Below are 17239 nucleotides of genomic sequence, written 5' to 3' on the forward strand. Positions count from 1 at the left end.
CCCAGCTGTGATGTTCGGGTACGTACCCACTCGGCCTCCTACAGGGCGACGAACACGGGTTCGGCGAGAGACACGGCGGTGCCTGCGCTCTGCGCCTTGCTCACGCCGTTGGTGGAGCGGGTGACGGTGAACGGCTGGACCTGCGGTGTGGCAGCGAACAGGTCGAACGCCGAACTGGTGCCGTTGGTGCTTCCGGTCTCTCGGCGCACCACGCACCCGGCGAAGCCACCGGACGTCAGGTCCGTGTCGGTGGTCTCGATCTCCCACCCGGCCGGTTCGGTGTCTGCGGCTGACCACACCTTGGCGCGGATGATCGACCCGATCGCTTCAGCCTTCAGGACCCGCCACGGGGACGTCACGTGCCCGGTCGCCGATACCGCCGAGGCGAGCAGTGTGAGCGTCCCAGCGACGCGCTTACGGATCCGCAGCGTCAGGCTGGCATCGAGCCCGATTTCCACCCCAACCCAGTAGTAGTTACTCGCGTCGCTCCACCGCAGGTATGCGCCCCACGTGATTGCCGCACCGGTCGGGATCACGTTGGTGTTGGAGTGGAACAGGACGGACTGGTGGGCCGTCCCGACCGGCACCACGATCCCCCGCTCAACACCCGTGGTGGAGGAGGCGATCACGCCACCGGTGCTGTTCGCGGCGGAGAAGTCGCTCGCGGCGCCTGCCGCGACCGTCCACGCCTGCCCGGTGTCGGTGCTTCCCCACCCGTTGGAGACGGTGACGCTGAACGCGTCCGCCACGTCATCGCCCGCGTCCCCGATCGCGGTTACCGTCATCACTTCGCCGCTGGCACGGATGTTGAACGGCACGTCCGTGGGGTCGGTCGTCCACCACACGGCTTGTGTCGGAGCCACGACCAGAGTGGTCGCGTCCGCGTCGACGGGACTGGCCAGCTCAGAACCGGGGGTGTCCAGCCGGTCGAAACCGGCGGTGTCGACCTGCCCGATATGCCAAGGCGACTCGGGCACAAGGTTGAACGTGATCTCGTGCTCGTTCAGCTTCAGCGTCTCGGTGTACCCCTGGACGAGCAGGGACACGTCATCAGGAGGCAGGCCGGCGGGGATTCCGGTCAGGACGATCCGGTCACCGACGTCCAGTCCGAGGATCTGGTCGTACATGGTGTCGGTGATGCCGGTGGCGCGGAGGTTCACTGTCAGCGTCGGGAACCGCGCCTCGTCGACGGTACCGAGGTGGAGCCGCCAACCAGCCTGGTCGCTGAGTTGGGCGTCGGTCTCCAGCGACAGGGTCGCCTTCCCCGCGTAGCGTCCGACACCATCCGGTGGTTCAGCGACCGACAGCGGCCCGGTGGTTTCCTCGGCCCGGACACTCGACCCCGTCACACGTTCCGCCGTCAGGTCGTTGATCACCGACCGGTCGTCATCGACAGGGGTCAGGTCCCCGGCGACCTGCCGGGCCGAATAGTCCAGCGTGACCGCCGGGTCCTGGTTGTAGAGCGACAGCCGGGACCGGTACGCGAACCCGAGGAAGTCGCGGGGCTCGTACAGGATCCCCAAGTCACTGTCGGCCGCTTCCTGGAGCAGTTCGACGAGCGTCTGGTTGAGCTGGTCGCCAAGGGTTACGAGGTTCCCCGTCCGGGCCATGCCGACCGCGGCGAACTCGATCTCCTCTTCCCTGGCTAGGCGCCGCATCCGGTTCGTGGGGTTCTCGCCGTTGTACGCGGCCATCGCCGCGGACGTGCTGGCGTAGGCGCTGATGGCGTCCGCGACCGCGAGGTGCCCGACGACGACCTTCCCGAGCCCGCCGTTCTGCCCGACTGTGACACGGTGGGTGCTGCCGAATGTCCGCCCGGTCAGCGTCCAGTTGTGCGGAAGGATCGGGATCGAATCGCGGATAGTGTCGCCGCCCGTGAACTCGATGACCAGGGTCCGGCCCGCCACGTTCGAGCCGGACTGGGTCAGTTCCAGGTCCAGGATGGTGAACCCGAGCGTGTGCATGTTGAACGCCATCGTCGAGTCCAGCAGGCTGTTCCCGTTGGCGTCGTAGGCGCGTGTCCGCAGAGCTCCAGTCGAGTCCAGCCGGACATCGATCGTGCGTACGGTCCCGCCGACACACACCACCTGCAGCAGCGACGTCTCCACCGGCGGGTTCTCCTGAACCCATACGAACAGCCGGATCGAGTTCTCCCCGGTGAAGACGTGCCCTGGTGTGGTTCCGGTCAGCCGGCCGGATTCCATGACCGGCAGTGGATCCGATGAGGTCCATTCGCTGTTGGATCCGAGTTCAGGTGCGCCGGTCACGACCATCGGAGAGGCCGCACTGTTCGACGCGGCGATCTGGGTGGCCTCCGCCCCGTCCTCCATCGGCCAGTACACGAGGATGTTTTCCCGCGCAGGGTTGCTGAACTCCCGGAACATGGCGGACCGCAGCGTGGGAGCGTTCTGTGTCAGCCGCCGTTTGATCCCGGCGGCGGTGATGCTCACATAGGAGTCGGCGCCGGACATGTCCCACGTCGCGGGCCATGAAGCGACTTCGCCGTGGAAGCGGTACATCCTGTCGTTTAGGGCGGCGGGGCTGTGCACCGTCCACGTGTTCGCCTGGTCGTCGGTGAAGGAGGTGTCACCGGCGGTCTGGGCAGTGAAGTCGGGGGAGGCGACGAGGGTTCCGTTGATGCCGTCGCGGATCTCGGCTGAGAACACCCGCCCGGAGCGCCCAGCGAAGGTGAAGTTCGGGGTCTTGCCCACCTGGACGGGTGCGGTGCCGTCGTAGATCGAGGTGACTCCGGATCCTGTGATGTCAGCGCCGAGCTGTGTCCACGTCCCGTCGATGCGGCTGGCGATGTAGAACCGCACGGTCCACCCGCTCGCACCGTTGTTCACGTCCAGGGTGGCGCGCACCGCAAGGCGACCCCGGCCGGTCACCGGCACGGCCGCCGTCGACCGCGCATTGACGGTGGTGGTGCCGTCTACGGACCAGTACAGGGTCAGGTCGCCGTCGGTGCGGGTGAACAGCCCCCACGAAATCTGCCCAGCGGGTAGCTGCGCCTTGCCGATGAGGTCCGCGTCCACGGTCCAGTTGTCGAGGTCGGCCTCGACCCGGACGTCTAGGTCCCCGGTGACCGACAGGGCCGCCGAGTCCGGCGCTGACGCGTACCCGGTGAGGGTGTCTGGCAGGTCCAGGTAGGACGGCCCCGGCAGCGACGCCCTCAGCCGGGTGTTGCGGCCGAGCAGCCCGTACCAGGCGCCGACCGGGTTCCGGGGCGAGAACCTACCGTCGCGGTTGTCGAGCTTCAACGTCAGCTTGCACGGATCGGCCTCCTGCGCCTCCGCCGACTGGCCGCGGGTGATGGTGACCGGGTCGACGTCGCGGACGTAGCCGGTGATGTCGGTCCATGTCCCGCCCAGCAGCAGCTCGTACCGGTCGTCGAGGGGGAACCGGGCCATCATGACCTCCCGAGCGTCTTCTGGACGTCGCCGCCGGACTCGGCGATCGCGGCGCGCAGCAGTTCGATGAGAGCGCTAGCTATGTGGGACCCGTCGCCCTTGATCACGATCGGGGGGAGACCGCCCGCAGCGGCAGCGCGGACCCCGGCCGGGGTGACCGCGTTGATCCCGGCAGCACCCATGCCGCCGGCGTTGACGGCAGCAGCCCCGGCCATGCCCGCCGCGGCGGCGGCGACGGCGCCTGTACTGCGGTCCATCCCAGCGGCAACCATCGCGCCGATCTTCCGGCCCGCCCGCTCCGGGGAGCCTCGGCCAGAGAGGGGGCCTTCCTTCGCCGGAGAGAACGGCAGCACGTTCCGGATCTTCGACGCCATCTCGTGTGCCTTGGACGCGAGGGCACCGAACCGGGAGGTGATGCCGTTGATGAGCCCCTGAACGACGTTGCGGCCAGCCTGGACGAGCAGCCCACCGAGGTTCCCGAGCGCCGACCGGATACGTCCCGGCAGCGACCGCATGAACCCGACCACGCGGGTCGCGCCCGCCTTCACCCCATTGGGCAGGGTGACCATGAAGAAGTTCTTGATCCGCGTCCAGTGCGCGATGATCAGCCCGACCGGTCCGAGGAACCCGTACTGCGCGGCCTTCTTGATGATCGACACCACGAACGACCCGAACGCGCGCAGAGCCGCCGGGACCGTCTGGGTGAAGAACGTCTTGATCTTCCCCCAGTGCGCGATGATCAGCCCGACCGGTCCGAAGAACCCGACCTTCGCGCCCCACTTGATCACCGAGATGATGAAGTTGAATCCGGCGCGCAGCCACGCGGGCAGCGTCGTGGTGAAGAACTTCACGATCTGATCCCAGTACTTGATGATCAGCGCCACGACGACGGCGACCAGCGCGACCACCAGCAGCACGGGCCAGAACGCGATGACCCAGGAGAGCGCCATCTTCGCGGCGTTCAGGAGCGCCTGAAGGCCCATCAGCGCCCACGCGGCCACGACCCGGCCGGCAGCCATCGCCGCCGTCGCGGCCATGCGTGCGCCCGTGGCCACAACCGACGCGCCGAGCTTGGCGACCGACAGCGCCGCCCGGCCCGCCGAAGCGGCTATCTGCGCGGCCCCGCGGCCGACCGTCGAGGCGGCCGTGCCGATCCCGGAACCGACCGTCTTCAGCGCACCCCCGGCCTTGGAGGCGAACCCGCTGATGCCCTTCCCGGCGACGAGCGCGGTCAGCGCCAGCCCGCCCAGGTCCGCACCCATCGGGGCGAGGGCCTGCGTGATCCCTGTCGCTGCCTGCGCGGTGTCGCCCATGACGCCGTTGGTGTTCGCCAGCGACGCCAGCGCACCCTCGGTCTTCCGCTTCCACGACTCGATGCCGGTTGCGGCGTTGTCGTTGAGGGTCTGCCCGAGCCGATCCGCAGCGCCGGCGGTGTCGCCGAGCTTGTCCTGCGTGGAATCCAGGCTCGCCAGGAACCCCGGAATGTTCTCCAGCCCGATGTCTTCGAGCTGGGTCCCGAACAGGGCGATCGCGGCCTGTGACTGGTCCGTTGGATCCTTGATCCCACGGAGACCACCGATGATCTTCTGGAACGCGGCGGCCCCGCGATCCCCGCCGGCGAGGAGGTCCGCAGTCATCTTCTTCTGGTTCAGGCCGAGATCCTTGTAGACCTGCCCCGTTGCGCTGCCCATGTCCGTGGCGCGCTTCAGGAACTCGGCGAGGGCATCTGAAGTCTTGTCCAGCCCGAACGCGCCCTTCTCGGACGCCTTGACCAGGAGGTTGAACGCGTCCTGCCCCTTGATCCCGAGCGCCTCAAAGTAGGGCGAGTACTCGTCGATCGCGTCGACCACGTCCTCACGGACGTTCGCGGGGACCTTCTGCAAGGTGGCTGCAAGCAGGTCCACGCCCTCGCTGGCGTTCTTCACCAGCCCGGTCCGCACGGCCTGTCCCACGACCTGCATGGACCGGTTGACGTCGATCTCATACGCCTTGGCCAAGTTCAGGGCCTTGGTCGTCATGGACTGCACGGCCTTGTCGCTGGCGCCACGCATCCCGTCGATCGAGGAGACCACGGCGCCGACCGCGTCATGGACCTGGTCGAGGCCCTCACCGAGCCCCTGGCTGTAGACGTTCCCGGCGACCTTCCCGAGCCGCGCCGCCTCCGGGCCCGTCGCGCCGAGCTGCGCCGCGAGCTTGTCGCCCAGGGCCTCCTTCTCCATGCCGGCCTGGAGACCCTGGACGAGCGCGACACCGCCCGCAGCGCCCAGCGCACCACCCGCCGCCGCCATCTTCGCGCCGTGCTTCTCGAAGAACCCGCCGACACGACCAAGGCCCTGATCAACCCTGTCCGCGTCGATGCCGATCTTCACCAGCAGGTTCGCCAGAACCGCCACCAGTCACCCCTTCCTCGTCAGGTCGGAGCCCCGCAGGGAGGCGTTGAGCTGCTTCACGACGGCGAGCTGGTCGCGCCAGGTCTGGACGGGCTTGTCCCACCGGGGCATGAAGTCGGTGACCTTCGCGGCCCGTTTGCCCTTGCCGCGGTTCGCGTTCGCGATCGTGGACCCGACGATCCCGGCGTGGAGGTCCCCGCGTTCGGGGCCGAGCGTCCCGGCGACCCGCTCGTACGCCATCCACGCGGTCAGCTCGCTGGAGCTGATCCGGTCGAGTAGTTCAGCGACGGTGTAGCCCAGAGCGAGCGCTAGTCGGAACTGGAATCGGCGCTCCGGGCGTCGTCGAAAACCTCGGCGAGGGCCTCGACGTCGTCCTCGTCGGTCGCCGACAGTTCGAGGGCGGCGTCACGGATCCGGAACGCGGCCTTCGGCGTCTTCTGCACGATCCGGGTGGCGAGGTCGGTGGTCATGATGGGCCGGCCGCCCGCGTCGACCGTGCACACCGCCACGATCTGCGCGGTGATCTTGTCGAGGGCCTTGGAGTCGCCGCCGTTGCGGATGGTGGCGTACGTGGCCTCCATCCGGTTGCGGAGGTTGCCGGGCATCTCCCGGACGATGACCGTCCCGCCAAGCTCCGGGATGGTGACCTCCTTGGTCTCGACCTCGGCTCGGTCGAGGGCGGCGAGGATCTGCTCCTGCGTGAGTGCCATGCCGGGCCTCAGCTCTCGTCCGTCAGGGTCGGCTTGCCGGTGACCTTCCAGGTCAGCGACGCGGCCAGCTTGTCGTCGAAGGGCGCCTCCGGCTCGAAGCCGGTCAGGATCGCCGAGAACGACCAGGTCGTGGCGTCCGGGTCGGGGAACACGATCCGGTAGTTCCGGGGGTTCTCGTCGTCGAAGTCGGCCACCAGGACGTCGTGTTCGGCCGGGTCGTAGTTGACGTCCGCGGAAACCTCGCCGCCGTCCTTCAGACCGCCGACGAACTCGCGCCACCCGTTCGCGGTGTCGTGCGCCGTGACGTCGAGCGTCTCCCGCTCCATCGACGGCGGATTGATGGACGTGACGTTCGCGATGGTGGTGAACACCTCGGTCGGGGTGGCGCCGTCGCCGCGCTGGAGTGCGGTCCCGAAGCCGTCGATGCCGGCCATGTTTCCTCCTTGCTTGGGCGGCGTCGCCGCACACGAAAAAGACCCGGCAGCCTGGCGCTATCGGGTCGGGTCAGCGGGTCGGGATCAGACCTGTTCGGTGATCACTCGGAACCGGATGGGGATGTGCCGCACGTGCGGTTCCGGGTCACGGAGGGTCTGGGAGAACTCGTAGCGGGTCGACACGTGGTGGTGACCGGGGATCGTCAGGGGCTGGTGGTCGAGCAGCGACACCAGCCGAGAGGTGATCTCGGTGGCCTTGGAGAACCCGCGGTAGTCAGTCCACACGTGCAGCGTCAGGACCGTCTGCCGACCGAACCGGTCATGGGAGTTGTCGGGCTGCTCCAGTGCCTCGCCGATGACGACGTACGGGTACGGGGTGCCTTCGGGGATCTCATCGAACACGCCCTCGATCAGGCCCGTGAGGGTCGCGTCTCCGGTCAGCACGTCGTACACGGCCTCTTGGATCGGGCCGAGCGGGGTGACGGGAACGGTCATCGTCCGATCGCCCTTCGCACGTCTTCGGTGATCCGGTCGGGGAGGCGGCTCCGCTCGGCCTCAGCCGCCGCAGTCAGCGCCGGGTTCGCCGGGATCCGCGTGGTCCCGAACTCGTGGAACTTCGCGTAGTACAGGTCCGGGTCCCGCCAACCGACCTCGGCTGACAGGTCGGCCTTCTTCACGAACGCCTTCAGGCCCCGCTTCATGCGGCCGGTGTCGACACGGACCTGTTCGCGTGCGTCGTCGCGGACGGCTTCCGCAGAGTCCTTGATGGCCTTCCCCGCGGCCTCGCGGATCTGCTCGCCGACTTCCTCCAGGCGGCGGTGGAGCTCGTCCAGGCCCTCGATGGTGACCCGTTCAGTCATGACGCCTCCCTCGCGAACACCACGTCGCGGATCTCGCCGCCGGTCGGCCGCTGCCGCCGGCCGCGCGCCCACCGCGACACCCAGTCCAGATCCCGCGTCCACCGGTCAGCCTCGACGAACCCTGCATCCGCCATGAACGCGCTCACGTCGCCGTAGCCGGACGCCATCGTGCGATCCAGGACCGTGCATGTCTCGACGACTACGAGGTCCACAGCGGCCAGATCAGCGCCGCGCAGCACCGCCAACTCCAAGCCCTGCGCGTCGATGACGACGACATTCGGCGGGGCTGGTGTCTCAGCCTGAATCTCGGCGAGGACGCGAACCTTCACCCGGACGGTTCTGGTGACCCGGTCGCGCCGGTCCGGGGTGACGAGAGTCGACACGTTGGTTCGGTGCATCACGTGCAGGACCGCGTCACCCGGCTCGTCAGAGCACGCACACTCCACCACGCGCGCCCTGGGAAACGACGTGCGTAGGAGGCTGGCAGCCGCCGGGTTCGGCTCCACCAGAGTGACCTGGTCCTGCGCGAAACCGGCGGCCTGATAGAAGGGGAGCTCCTCGCCGTGGTGCGCGCCGACGTGGATCAGGGCGCGCGGCTCGACGTCGAGGCGGTCGAGCAGGGCGGGGAAGGCGTGGAAGACGTTAGCCACGGACGGCCTCCCCGGTCGCGGGGTGCCGTTCGTAGTCGGCGGGGAAGTCGATGTCGTCGGTCGCGTCGTCGATCTTCACGAACCAGGGACGGCGGGTCACATGCCGGTCAAGGTCAGTGCCCTGAACACTGCGGAGCAGCCGCCACCCGGCCTTGTCCATCCCAGCGATCCGGGACAGATGCTCATCGAGCAGGGCGTGCTGCTCGGGCCACCACGACGCGGCGAAGATCTCACCCCACGGCGTGCCGGTGACGCTGGAACCGCCGCGCCTCCCGAACACCCGGTACTCCCGCTCCGGCCGGTACACGATCCGGGCTATGGCGACGTCGGTGAAGTACACGTCGCCGAGCAGCAGAACCGTCCGGCCGGTGTCGTTCCACAGGCCCCGCGTCGAGACGTACTCGTTGTCGTGCTCGGGGCCGCGCACATGCCGGGACACGCCCAGCACCGTGTACCGGTCATCGTCAGGGGCGGTGACGTGCACGTCTCTGCAGACGGCGCGGGCCTGCCGGATCGTTCGGTGAAGCAGCGGCTCCCCATCCACCGGCACCAGATGCGACGGCACACCGAGGTGGTTCTTCCACTTCGTCTGAGGTCCCGCACAGGCGATGATCACGCGCACCCGAACACCGTCCCCTCGATCTCCCGCAACCGGGTCGGCCACGTGTGCCGCTCGGAGATGACGGTCAGCGCGTTATCGGTCAGTTCCCGCCGGCGTGCGTCGGTGAGGGCGTCAATCTGCTCGCCCAAGTGCTCGAAGTCGCCCCGCTCGAACCGGAGCATCGTCTCGGCCGTGAGTCCCTGCTCGTCCAGACCCGGCGTGTCCGGGTAGGCGAGCATCCCCGCCCGCCCGAGCGTGCGCGGAACCCGATCCGACCAGTAGAAGGCGGCCGGCGCACTGTCGCCGATCACGACCCGCGCCGACGCGTACAGCTCCGACAGTTCCGCCCCGACGACCCGGTCATTGGCGCGACCGACCCACCGGAAGCCGTGCCCGTACCGGCGCTTGGCCCATGCGAGCAGTTCCTTGCGGTGCTGACCGTGGATCCCAGCGACGTTCCCGCCGACGAACACCACGTTCGCCGCCATGCGCGGCACCGGGTCGACGCGGCCGAGCCACCGGATCCCGATCGGCGGAGGGCACCAGAAGTGGTTCACACCCCTCGCGGTGAACTCCTCCTGGTGCCCCCCATCTGCGGTGAACACGTACTGGCATGTCCACCACGGCTGCGCGCCGACCCGCTCGACGCGGTTGGCGATGCCGAAGTACAGGTCGAGGTGGATCCCGATCGTGGCGGTCCCGGCGTCCTCGATCCGGCGGAGCATCGCCGCGGCGTCACCTCGCGGGTCGTGGCCGTGGGTGCGCGCCCAGATGAACAGGTCAGCGCCCTTGCAAGCTCGCACCACGTCAGTGACATGGACTCTGCGGGCGGGGAGGTGCGTCACCGTCCAGCCGAGGGCCTCACACCCGTCAGCGATGTCGTTCTTCCACGAGTCCGCCTCGATCGGCACTGGGGCGCCGAGCAGCACAACGCGCATCACGACCCGGCCACTCCAGGCTCCGACTGCACTAGCGTCACCGGTGCCTTCAGGTACGTCCCACGGGACGGCTGTACCGTCGCCAGCACCCGGAACGTCTGCCCGCCTCCGCGTAGTTCGTCGCCACGCGCCACATCGGCGGACGGATCGAAGTAGACGGTGTGGGAGTGTTCAGCACCCCACTGATCGGCTTCCTGCCGCTCGACCGCCGTGGGCTGGTCGACCTTCGCGGGCACCTCCCCGACCTCGACGAGGGCGACGGTCTGCCCGCCGGAGCCGTCGCCGGTGACGTCCGGGCGCCACACAGTCAGCGTCCGGTTCAGCAGGTGCCCGATGCCCATGTCAGGCCCCGGTCAGGTCCGAGTACGGGCCCGACAGGATCCCGCGCCGGCCACGCCCATCGGCCTCGGCCTGCAGCACGCGCTCCCGCTCCCCGAGCTCGGCACCCGCGAGGTACTCGTTCACCTGCGTGACGGTGTGCTCGGACGGGTCGAACGGGCCGTTCGGGTCAGGGTTCGGCGTGGGCCATGGGGCCGCCGGTCCGGACCCCGAACCCGCCGCAGCGTCCTGAGCCTCGGCGTCGGTGAGAAGCTCCCACCGCTTCGAGCGGTCCATCGACGAGAGCGGCCCGGCCAGATGCACGACCCTGCCCGTCCGGGTGTTGCGGTACGCGACCGTCATGGCCGCACCTCCATTCACAGGGAGTCCAGGAACTCGTTCTCGAACCCGGCCCCGGCACCCCGCCACGCCGGAAGCGGAAGGTCGGAGTCGAGGGTGGCGTTCTTCGCGCCGAGCGTCCCGGCCGCCCGCCGGATAATCGCCCTCTCCTGCCGGGTGGCGTACAGCCCCATCGCGCCGCCACCCTGCGCCTGCCACCCGTAGTCGCCGAGCTGCTCACCGGACAGGCCCAGAGGGTTCGACAGGCCGCGCCGCACCATGTTCACCAGAACCGGCACCACCACGTCCGGGACGGTGTCCGCCGTCCACGGAGTGGCAAGGTCAGCGATCTGAATGACCAGGGCGGAGGCGTCGGTGATGACCGCCTCAGCCTCCGCCTGGTCAGCGTTGTCGAACCCCGGCCGCGCCGTCAGGTCAGCGAACGTGATGAGCGCGGCCACAGGTCAGGACCCGGTGTCCAGCTTGAACACGCGGTCGGCGTCGACCACGCTCGCGCCGGCGAACGTGGAGACGACCGAGGCGTCCCGCATGTTGTCCGGCTGGTACTGGAACAGCGTCCGCAGCCCGATGCCGCCGGTGGTGGCGGTACCGACCTGGCTGGGCGCCACACCGCGCGGCGGGACCGGCACGCGGTTCGCGAACACGAACCCCGACTGGTGGTACGCCACGGCCGTGCCGGCGGTGAGGCCGTTGGACTCCACGACCGTGAAGCCGTAGATACGGCCCATGGTCGCGGTCTGGATCGCGGTGCCGTTCCCGATCGCGTCCGCGCGGACGAACTTGTCCACGCTCAGCAGCCGGGTGATGATGTCCGGCGCGCACGCCAGGTACCGGTCACCGGCCGGGACGTCCGCCTCCGACAGCGCCTCACGCGCGGCCAGGATCGCGCCGTCAGTGTCGGACGCCGAAGCGGTCGCGGCGAACGAGTCGTCGGCCGCCACAGCGTTCATCGCCGCAGCGAGCTTGTCCTCAGCGCCGATCGCCACCGACGCGGTCTGCGGCTGCGTGACCTGGACACCGAAGTCCACCAGGTTCAGCGACAGGTCCTGGTCGGTGAGGCGGGTGGCGTCGTAGAGGTGCGACAGTTCGACGTTCACCGCGGTCTCGTTCAGCGCGTCGTAGGTGATCGGGTCGCCGGGGTTCGCCTGCGTGCGCGCGGCCCGCGGGGTGCGGACGCGGACGGTGATGGTGTCGCCGTTGTCGCCGCTGAACTCGGGGCCGGGGATCCGGGACACGGTCATGGGCAGGGCGAGCTGCCGGACGAGCAGGCTCACAGCCAGGCTCGAAATGCCCTGCGCGGTCAGAACCGCCATGGTGCTTTCTCCTCACTCGTCACGACGGTCCCGCCGTCGTGGGCTAGAAGCCGCGGGCCTTCTTCAAGACCTCGTCGGCCAGTTGCTCGCCGGTCTTCTCCGGCTCCTTGTCGGGGGCTGCGCCGGGCGTCAGCCGCTCCTTGGGGCGACCGAAGATCGCCGCGCCTGCGTCGTCGCTCTCGCCGCCGTCCGGCTTGTCGTCCGGCTTGGCGTCGCCCTTCTTGCCGCCGAACGCCTCCAGCAGCTCGTCGGCGTCGGCCTCGAGCTCCTCCTTGGTGGAGCCCGTGAGCCGCTTCGCCTGTGCCGCCGTCAGGCCCTTCGCCTGCGCGACCTCAGCGCGCAACTGCCGAGCCTCGGCGTCCGCCGCGCGCTTCTCCGCCGCGGTGACGCGGTCGGTGAGCTTCTGCAGCTCGCTCTTGGACGTGTCCGCCTCAGCGGCCTTGGCCTTCAGGTCGTCGTAGTCGGCGTACTTCTCCCGCTCACGCCTCAGCCGGTCGGCCACGATGCGGTCGACGTCGGCCTGGCTGAACGTGGTAGCCGCCGGCGGTGCCGGCGTGGAGGTGGTGCTTCCGCCCTCGGGCGTGGTGGTGCCTTCTCCGGACACTGGTTCCTCCTGCTGGAGTGGTGACCCGGCCTTTCCAAGCGCGGCCGGTGGCGCTGGCTTCAAGCGCCCGCCCTCGACGCGAGGTAGGCGCGGTAGTTGTTCATCCCGTCGTTCTCGGTGCCGACCGCCTGGACGTCGTTCTCACGCGCCCACTTCTGCGCCTCGACGTACTCCCGCTCGTACCGCTCGTTCGCCGCCGGGACCTTCGACCCCTCGTAGAACGGTTCGACCGTGCATCCGCAGTGGTCGTGCGCCTCGAACTTGCGGATCTTCTGCGGCCCGTTCCCCGCGATCGTCCGGCAGAAGGCGCACGGGCTGCCGGACGGGATCCGGATCGACAGGCCGTCCCCACGAGAGTCGGCGTCGGTTGACCGGACGATCGTGTCCCGGCCGCCCTTCAGCACCAGCCGCCCAGCGGACCCGGACGCCTGGACGAACCCGGACCGTGCCGCGGCCTGCGGTGAGAAGCCGGCACGCAATGCCCGGAGCGTCCCGGCCAGCCCGGTCGCGCGGAGGTTCGCGGCGATCTCCGCCAGCGACAGGCGTGGCGCGATCTTCGGTGTCATCTCGCCGGGGATCCCCTCGGCTCGTCGGAACGCGGTGAAGTACGCGGCGGCGAGGCCGGCGGAGTCTTGGTGCCGTGCGTTCAGCAGCACCTCGGCGAGCTGAATGAACGCGCTGAACTCGGAGATGTTCCCGGTCTCCCACGTCGGCCAGAGCAGCGCCAGGTCCCGCAGCGTCGCGGCCCGGATCGCGAGTTGCCGCCGCTGATGCTCGCGGGTCAGCGCCGCGCCCTCAGCCGTCCGTGCCATTACGCGGCCTCGGGCGTCCCGGTTTCCGGTTCGCGCTCGGGTGTGGCCTGCCGCTCCAGCACCGCCGTCAGGTTCGCGAACGCGTCACCCTGCGCCGCCGCAGCCTTCCACCGCTCCAACTCAGGATCGGTGACACCCGGAACTCGCTCCCACAGCTCCTGCGGAGGCACACCCAGCATCTGCGTGAGCTTCCCGAGCGCGTCCACCGTCTGCGCCAGCGAACGGGACTCAGTGTCACGCCACCGCACCGACGCGGACGGGTCCGGCGCCATGTTCATGTACGACGCCACGAGGTTGAGGGCCTGCTCGTGTGACTCGCCCAGCACCGTTTGGTTCTCGGTGACAGCGCGCCGGTATCCGGCCTCGGCCGCCGCAAGCGCCTCAGCGGACAGGTTCGCGAGCTGCCCGAGCAGTTCATGCGCCGGAGTCGCGGAGACCGTGGCGAGGTGCCGCAACGTCGCCTCACGGCTGTCGATGTAGCCCTTCAGATCGGTCTGGTTGAACTCACCGACCTTGACGTCCGGGTCCTCGAACGTCCACAGCTTCGCCGCTGACGCCTTGAGCTTCTCTTCCTCGGACTCGGTCGCCCAACCGAGGATGTACCGCTGCCGGAACGCCCCGTACTGCTGTGCGACCAGCAGGGCGAACGTGGTGACGTCGATCTGGTCCTGAAGGTCCATCAGCGGCTCGACGATCCCCGACACCGGGTCGTCCAGGTCGTCGGTGTCCCGGTACCGCACGACCGGGCACACGGCCTCACCGTCCATCTGGGCGCCGTGCAGCTTGTAGCCGAGGAACCGCAGCGCCTCGCCGTCCGCGGCGCCGTCGAAGACGTACACCGCCTCCTCGTCGAACAGACGCCACCCCGACTTGCGCTTCTCCAGTGCGAACCGCGGCCAGTCATCGTCGTCGCCGTACAGCGCCGTCATGTGCCGCGCCGACGCGCCACGCATCACCGGGACCGGTTCGCCGGGGAGCACCGTCGCATAGGCCGCGCCGTACGCCAGCGCCGACCGGTGAACCCCGATCTGCCGGGCGTCGAACCGGTTCCGCTGCCACACGTCCCACGCGGGGACATCGTCCGCCGAACGCGGCGTCCGGAACCCGTCGACGTACATGGCGTGCGACCGGGCATTCACCACGAACGGCAGCAGCCGCACCCGCGAGATGCGCGCCAACTGGTGCACCTCGGACGGCGCCGACGATGGGAGCCACGACGGGCGCCAGTCCGGATCGTTGCGGAGGTAGTCCCTGATCCGCTCCAGGCGGCCCCGCTCAGCCTGCCGGTACTCCAGCAGCTCCTTCACCCGCTCAGTTGCGGCCGTCTCGCTCAGCGGCACTCCGGCCCTCCCATCAGATGAACGACGCCTTGCCGGTCTTGCGGCTCCGCCGCTTCCACTTCGGTGACGCCAGCCCCTGCCGACGTGCCATCCGTGCTCCGACCGCGCACACCGCGAGGTCGATCTTCTTCGGCGACTCGCGGGACTCCTTGCTGATGGACACCCCGTACTGGTTCGGCCGCCGGCGGGCGTTCAGCACATGCCGGGTCAGCGCCGAACCCCCGTCATGGGTGAGGTCACCGGCCTTGATGTCGACGAGCATCCGCTCAACGGCCTCGGTGAACTCCTTGTCGCGGGCCCGCATGTCCCACGCCACCGGGTGCCGGTACTTCCCGGTGGTCGCCTCGACCAGCAGGCCCCGCCCGAACTCGTTGCCCCACGCATCGACGTACGACTCGAAGTCCCGGACGTCAGCGAAGAACACACACACGTCCCACCGGTCGAACGCCTGCCGGACCGCCCGGTCAACGTCGACGCGGTTGACCCGCCAGCCCTTCCCCGCCGGCCCCTGCGGCTTCTCCCACACACCGATCGTCCACAGATGCCCGGTCTCCATGTGGCAGCCGACGAGGCCGGTCGCGTCGTCGCTGGTGGACCCGTCGAAGAACATCGCGATGTGCGCGCCGTCCTCCACCACCTGGGTTGCGTCCGTGCACGCCTTCCACTGCGGCTGCGTCACCCACGCGTCCCGCGCAGCGGTCGGCTGGTTGAAAAAGTAGCGACGGGACTCCTCGACGTCCTTCTCGGGATTCCAGAACTCGTTCTCGATGATCCCGTCAAGGTCCAATGCGTCGGCGAACGGCCCGTACACCTCGCGCAGCGCCGCCCGCAGCTCCTCGCGGTCGGTCAGGTCCACCTTCGCGGGCGCTTCACGGTGGTCGTACAGCAGCCGAGCCGCCCGACTCTTGCCCTCAGCGATCAGTTTCGCGCGCTCGTGGGTCTTCTCTGCCACCGAGTTGTCGCCAGGCTGGTACATCGTGGTCGTTTGGAACGCCCACGGCTGCGCGTCCCGACGCTTCCGGCAGTTCCGGTCAACCGTCTTGTACATCTGCCGCAGCTCCGGCGTGACGTACAGATGCGTCTCGTCGAAGATCGTGCAGGTCTCTTTCCCGCCGTCCTTGCTGGAACTGGACGCGGTCGACGGGCGGATCTCCCCACCACCGGGAATGAACGTCCGCGTCACCCCGGCCGCACCGGTCGGGAGATCCTCACCGAGCGGACCCTCGGTCAGGTTGAAATGGATGTTGTCGTAGGTGTTGCCGGACTGCTCTTCCTCGGTCGCCAAGCACCGAACGAACGGGTAGGTGACCGGCCGGCCCATCGGCTCGCCCGGCTGGAAGCGGTACCGGAAGTCCCGCCACTCGAACACCTCGCCGCCCTCGGCCCACCCGGCGAACCGGCAGGGCCCGAACGCCTCGAACAGCCCAATGAACCCCGCCAGCTCCGACTTGGCGCGGCCCTTCCCGCGGCTGATGACCGCCGAGTCGTAGATGCGGCGGCCGTCGCCCTCCCGGACGGCGTAGACATCGACGAGGAACCCGCCGAACTCGCCGTCGAGCTCCACTTCCTCGCCCTGGACGTCGCCGGGACCGTGGACGCAGAACCATTCGACCCACGCCCACGCCAGATGCCCCAACGAACGGTCCCGGTCGTGGTCTGGGGCGTACACCAGCTCACGAGGCATCCGTCATGCGCTTCCGCCGCGCCGCCGACAGGTCCGCCACGCCCTTCCCCTGCGCGGCGGACCTGGGCTTGTCATCGCCGAGCTTGATCCGGCCCCGCATCCGGTCCACGTGGGTCGCGCCGAGCAGCGACTCAGAGATCCGGATCTCCGCCATCAGCTTCGGAGACGGCTTCTGCCAGTACTCCTCGACCAGCGGCGCCAGCATGTGGAGCCTCTGCCAGTCGGTAGGGGTGAACAGAGCGGCCTGCGGAGCCCGGCACCACGTCTCGTACCAGGTCCGGGTCTGCTCCAGGTACCCGTCAGCGCCCGGCAGCGGCGGAGCGTCCACCTCAGCCCCGGCAGGGACCGTCACGGCACTGTCCTCGAACGTGTCAGCGTTCCGGCGGCGCTTCTGCTCGGCCGGAGGAGGCCCCATCCCAGGCATCGGCACCCCCTGAACCTCGTTCGCGCTCAGTGAGCCCCCTGGGGGCTGTGACCCGTACGCACCGCGCCTTGCTAACCCCGCCGTGCTGCCACCCCTGCCGGCCGGGGCCCTCCCCACCCCGTCAGTCACTCGGTGTGATCAGACCTGGATGAGGTTCAGGGTCTCGGGCTCGGTTGGGTTGCCGGGCGCGGGCGTCCCGGCCTGTCTTGCTTGCATGGCATGGCGCGCAGGCTGCCTGCAGCATGTGGAGTCGGTGGTCTGTGTTGGCGCCTGTGTGGTCGACCTCGTTGGCTCGGCCGACACAGCGCGGGCCTTGGATCTGGCAGGCCCATCCGTCTCGTTCGAGTACGGCTCGGCGTCGCTGTGCCCAGTCGGGTGGTAGTGGTGCGGT

Annotated in this window: 19 protein-coding genes; all 19 read right to left on the reverse strand. The window is 69.1% G+C overall.

Annotated elements, in window-relative coordinates:
* Window positions 1-38: 38 nt before the first annotated feature.
* The 19 genes from AB0K34_RS10965 to AB0K34_RS11055 all read right to left on the reverse strand — a co-directional run bounded on the left by AB0K34_RS10965 (window position 39) and on the right by AB0K34_RS11055 (window position 16776).
* A complete protein-coding gene (locus AB0K34_RS10965; RefSeq protein ID WP_364547447.1) occupies window positions 39-3413 on the reverse strand; it encodes a hypothetical protein in 3375 nt (1124 codons plus the stop codon).
* Window positions 3410-5803, reverse strand: coding sequence for a hypothetical protein (locus tag AB0K34_RS10970; RefSeq protein WP_364547450.1), 2394 nt, complete (start codon window positions 5801-5803; stop codon window positions 3410-3412). The genes AB0K34_RS10965 and AB0K34_RS10970 overlap by 4 nt, the downstream gene beginning before the upstream one ends.
* A gap of 3 nt (window positions 5804-5806) precedes the next feature.
* Window positions 5807-6040: a hypothetical protein gene (locus AB0K34_RS10975; RefSeq protein ID WP_364547453.1), complete on the reverse strand. Its 234-nt coding sequence runs from the start codon at window positions 6038-6040 to the stop codon at window positions 5807-5809.
* A 68-nt stretch (window positions 6041-6108) separates the two neighbouring features.
* Window positions 6109-6510 carry a hypothetical protein gene (locus tag AB0K34_RS10980; RefSeq protein WP_364547455.1) on the reverse strand — a complete coding sequence of 134 codons (402 nt, stop codon included), beginning with the start codon at window positions 6508-6510 and terminating at the stop codon, window positions 6109-6111.
* An 8-nt stretch (window positions 6511-6518) separates the two neighbouring features.
* Window positions 6519-6944: a phage tail tube protein gene (locus tag AB0K34_RS10985; RefSeq protein ID WP_364547458.1), complete on the reverse strand. Its 426-nt coding sequence runs from the start codon at window positions 6942-6944 to the stop codon at window positions 6519-6521.
* 84 nt (window positions 6945-7028) lie between these two features.
* Window positions 7029-7439, reverse strand: coding sequence for a DUF3168 domain-containing protein (locus AB0K34_RS10990; RefSeq protein ID WP_364547461.1), 411 nt, complete (start codon window positions 7437-7439; stop codon window positions 7029-7031).
* The gene (locus tag AB0K34_RS10995) at window positions 7436-7804 is read right to left on the reverse strand and encodes an HK97-gp10 family putative phage morphogenesis protein (RefSeq protein WP_364547464.1); all 369 of its coding nucleotides are present in this window, start codon (window positions 7802-7804) and stop codon (window positions 7436-7438) included. Before AB0K34_RS10995 ends, AB0K34_RS10990 begins: the two co-directional genes overlap by 4 nt.
* Complete coding sequence (locus AB0K34_RS11000; protein ID WP_364547466.1) at window positions 7801-8454, reverse strand: FkbM family methyltransferase; 654 nt, start codon at window positions 8452-8454, stop codon at window positions 7801-7803. Before AB0K34_RS11000 ends, AB0K34_RS10995 begins: the two co-directional genes overlap by 4 nt.
* Window positions 8447-9076 (reverse strand): hypothetical protein, encoded by a 630-nt coding sequence (locus AB0K34_RS11005; protein ID WP_364547468.1) that lies wholly within the window; start codon window positions 9074-9076, stop codon window positions 8447-8449. Before AB0K34_RS11005 ends, AB0K34_RS11000 begins: the two co-directional genes overlap by 8 nt.
* A complete protein-coding gene (locus AB0K34_RS11010) occupies window positions 9067-9993 on the reverse strand; it encodes a hypothetical protein (RefSeq protein WP_364547471.1) in 927 nt (308 codons plus the stop codon). The genes AB0K34_RS11005 and AB0K34_RS11010 overlap by 10 nt, the downstream gene beginning before the upstream one ends.
* Window positions 9993-10334 carry a head-tail adaptor protein gene (locus tag AB0K34_RS11015; protein ID WP_364547474.1) on the reverse strand — a complete coding sequence of 114 codons (342 nt, stop codon included), beginning with the start codon at window positions 10332-10334 and terminating at the stop codon, window positions 9993-9995. The genes AB0K34_RS11010 and AB0K34_RS11015 overlap by 1 nt, the downstream gene beginning before the upstream one ends.
* Before the next feature lies 1 nt (window position 10335).
* Window positions 10336-10674, reverse strand: a complete 339-nt coding sequence (locus AB0K34_RS11020) for a hypothetical protein (RefSeq protein ID WP_364547476.1) — start codon at window positions 10672-10674, stop codon at window positions 10336-10338.
* Window positions 10675-10688: 14 nt separating this feature from the next.
* Window positions 10689-11111 (reverse strand): hypothetical protein, encoded by a 423-nt coding sequence (locus AB0K34_RS11025; RefSeq protein WP_364547479.1) that lies wholly within the window; start codon window positions 11109-11111, stop codon window positions 10689-10691.
* A 3-nt stretch (window positions 11112-11114) separates the two neighbouring features.
* Window positions 11115-11984, reverse strand: a complete 870-nt coding sequence (locus AB0K34_RS11030; protein ID WP_364547482.1) for a hypothetical protein — start codon at window positions 11982-11984, stop codon at window positions 11115-11117.
* 43 nt (window positions 11985-12027) lie between these two features.
* On the reverse strand, window positions 12028-12588 hold the full coding sequence (locus AB0K34_RS11035; protein ID WP_364547485.1) for a hypothetical protein: 561 nt from the start codon (window positions 12586-12588) through the stop codon (window positions 12028-12030).
* A gap of 59 nt (window positions 12589-12647) precedes the next feature.
* Complete coding sequence (locus AB0K34_RS11040) at window positions 12648-13400, reverse strand: hypothetical protein (protein WP_364547488.1); 753 nt, start codon at window positions 13398-13400, stop codon at window positions 12648-12650.
* Complete coding sequence (locus AB0K34_RS11045; RefSeq protein WP_364547491.1) at window positions 13400-14740, reverse strand: phage portal protein; 1341 nt, start codon at window positions 14738-14740, stop codon at window positions 13400-13402. Before AB0K34_RS11045 ends, AB0K34_RS11040 begins: the two co-directional genes overlap by 1 nt.
* Window positions 14741-14753: 13 nt before the next feature.
* Window positions 14754-16424, reverse strand: a complete 1671-nt coding sequence (locus tag AB0K34_RS11050) for a hypothetical protein (RefSeq protein ID WP_364547494.1) — start codon at window positions 16422-16424, stop codon at window positions 14754-14756.
* On the reverse strand, window positions 16414-16776 hold the full coding sequence (locus tag AB0K34_RS11055) for a hypothetical protein (protein WP_364547497.1): 363 nt from the start codon (window positions 16774-16776) through the stop codon (window positions 16414-16416). Before AB0K34_RS11055 ends, AB0K34_RS11050 begins: the two co-directional genes overlap by 11 nt.
* Window positions 16777-17239 lie beyond the last annotated feature (463 nt).

Origin of the sequence: Actinomadura sp. NPDC049382 (assembly GCF_040677125.1) — a bacterium.
GTDB lineage: Bacteria > Actinomycetota > Actinomycetes > Streptosporangiales > Streptosporangiaceae > Spirillospora > Spirillospora geliboluensis.

Excerpts from the sequence above, each read along its gene's own strand:
- AB0K34_RS10965 (WP_364547447.1), bottom strand. The coding sequence starts at position 3,413 with ATGATGGCCCGGTTCCCCCTCGACGACCGGTACGAGCTGCTGCTGGGC.
- AB0K34_RS10975 (WP_364547453.1), bottom strand. The coding sequence starts at position 6,040 with ATGGCGTACGAGCGGGTCGCCGGGACGCTCGGCCCCGAACGCGGGGAC.
- AB0K34_RS10980 (WP_364547455.1), bottom strand. The coding sequence starts at position 6,510 with ATGGCACTCACGCAGGAGCAGATCCTCGCCGCCCTCGACCGAGCCGAG.
- AB0K34_RS10985 (WP_364547458.1), bottom strand. The coding sequence starts at position 6,944 with ATGGCCGGCATCGACGGCTTCGGGACCGCACTCCAGCGCGGCGACGGC.
- AB0K34_RS10990 (WP_364547461.1), bottom strand. The coding sequence starts at position 7,439 with ATGACCGTTCCCGTCACCCCGCTCGGCCCGATCCAAGAGGCCGTGTAC.
- AB0K34_RS10995 (WP_364547464.1), bottom strand. The coding sequence starts at position 7,804 with ATGACTGAACGGGTCACCATCGAGGGCCTGGACGAGCTCCACCGCCGC.
- AB0K34_RS11010 (WP_364547471.1), bottom strand. The coding sequence starts at position 9,993 with ATGCGCGTTGTGCTGCTCGGCGCCCCAGTGCCGATCGAGGCGGACTCG.
- AB0K34_RS11015 (WP_364547474.1), bottom strand. The coding sequence starts at position 10,334 with ATGGGCATCGGGCACCTGCTGAACCGGACGCTGACTGTGTGGCGCCCG.
- AB0K34_RS11020 (WP_364547476.1), bottom strand. The coding sequence starts at position 10,674 with ATGACGGTCGCGTACCGCAACACCCGGACGGGCAGGGTCGTGCATCTG.
- AB0K34_RS11030 (WP_364547482.1), bottom strand. The coding sequence starts at position 11,984 with ATGGCGGTTCTGACCGCGCAGGGCATTTCGAGCCTGGCTGTGAGCCTG.
- AB0K34_RS11040 (WP_364547488.1), bottom strand. The coding sequence starts at position 13,400 with ATGGCACGGACGGCTGAGGGCGCGGCGCTGACCCGCGAGCATCAGCGG.
- AB0K34_RS11050 (WP_364547494.1), bottom strand. The coding sequence starts at position 16,424 with ATGCCTCGTGAGCTGGTGTACGCCCCAGACCACGACCGGGACCGTTCG.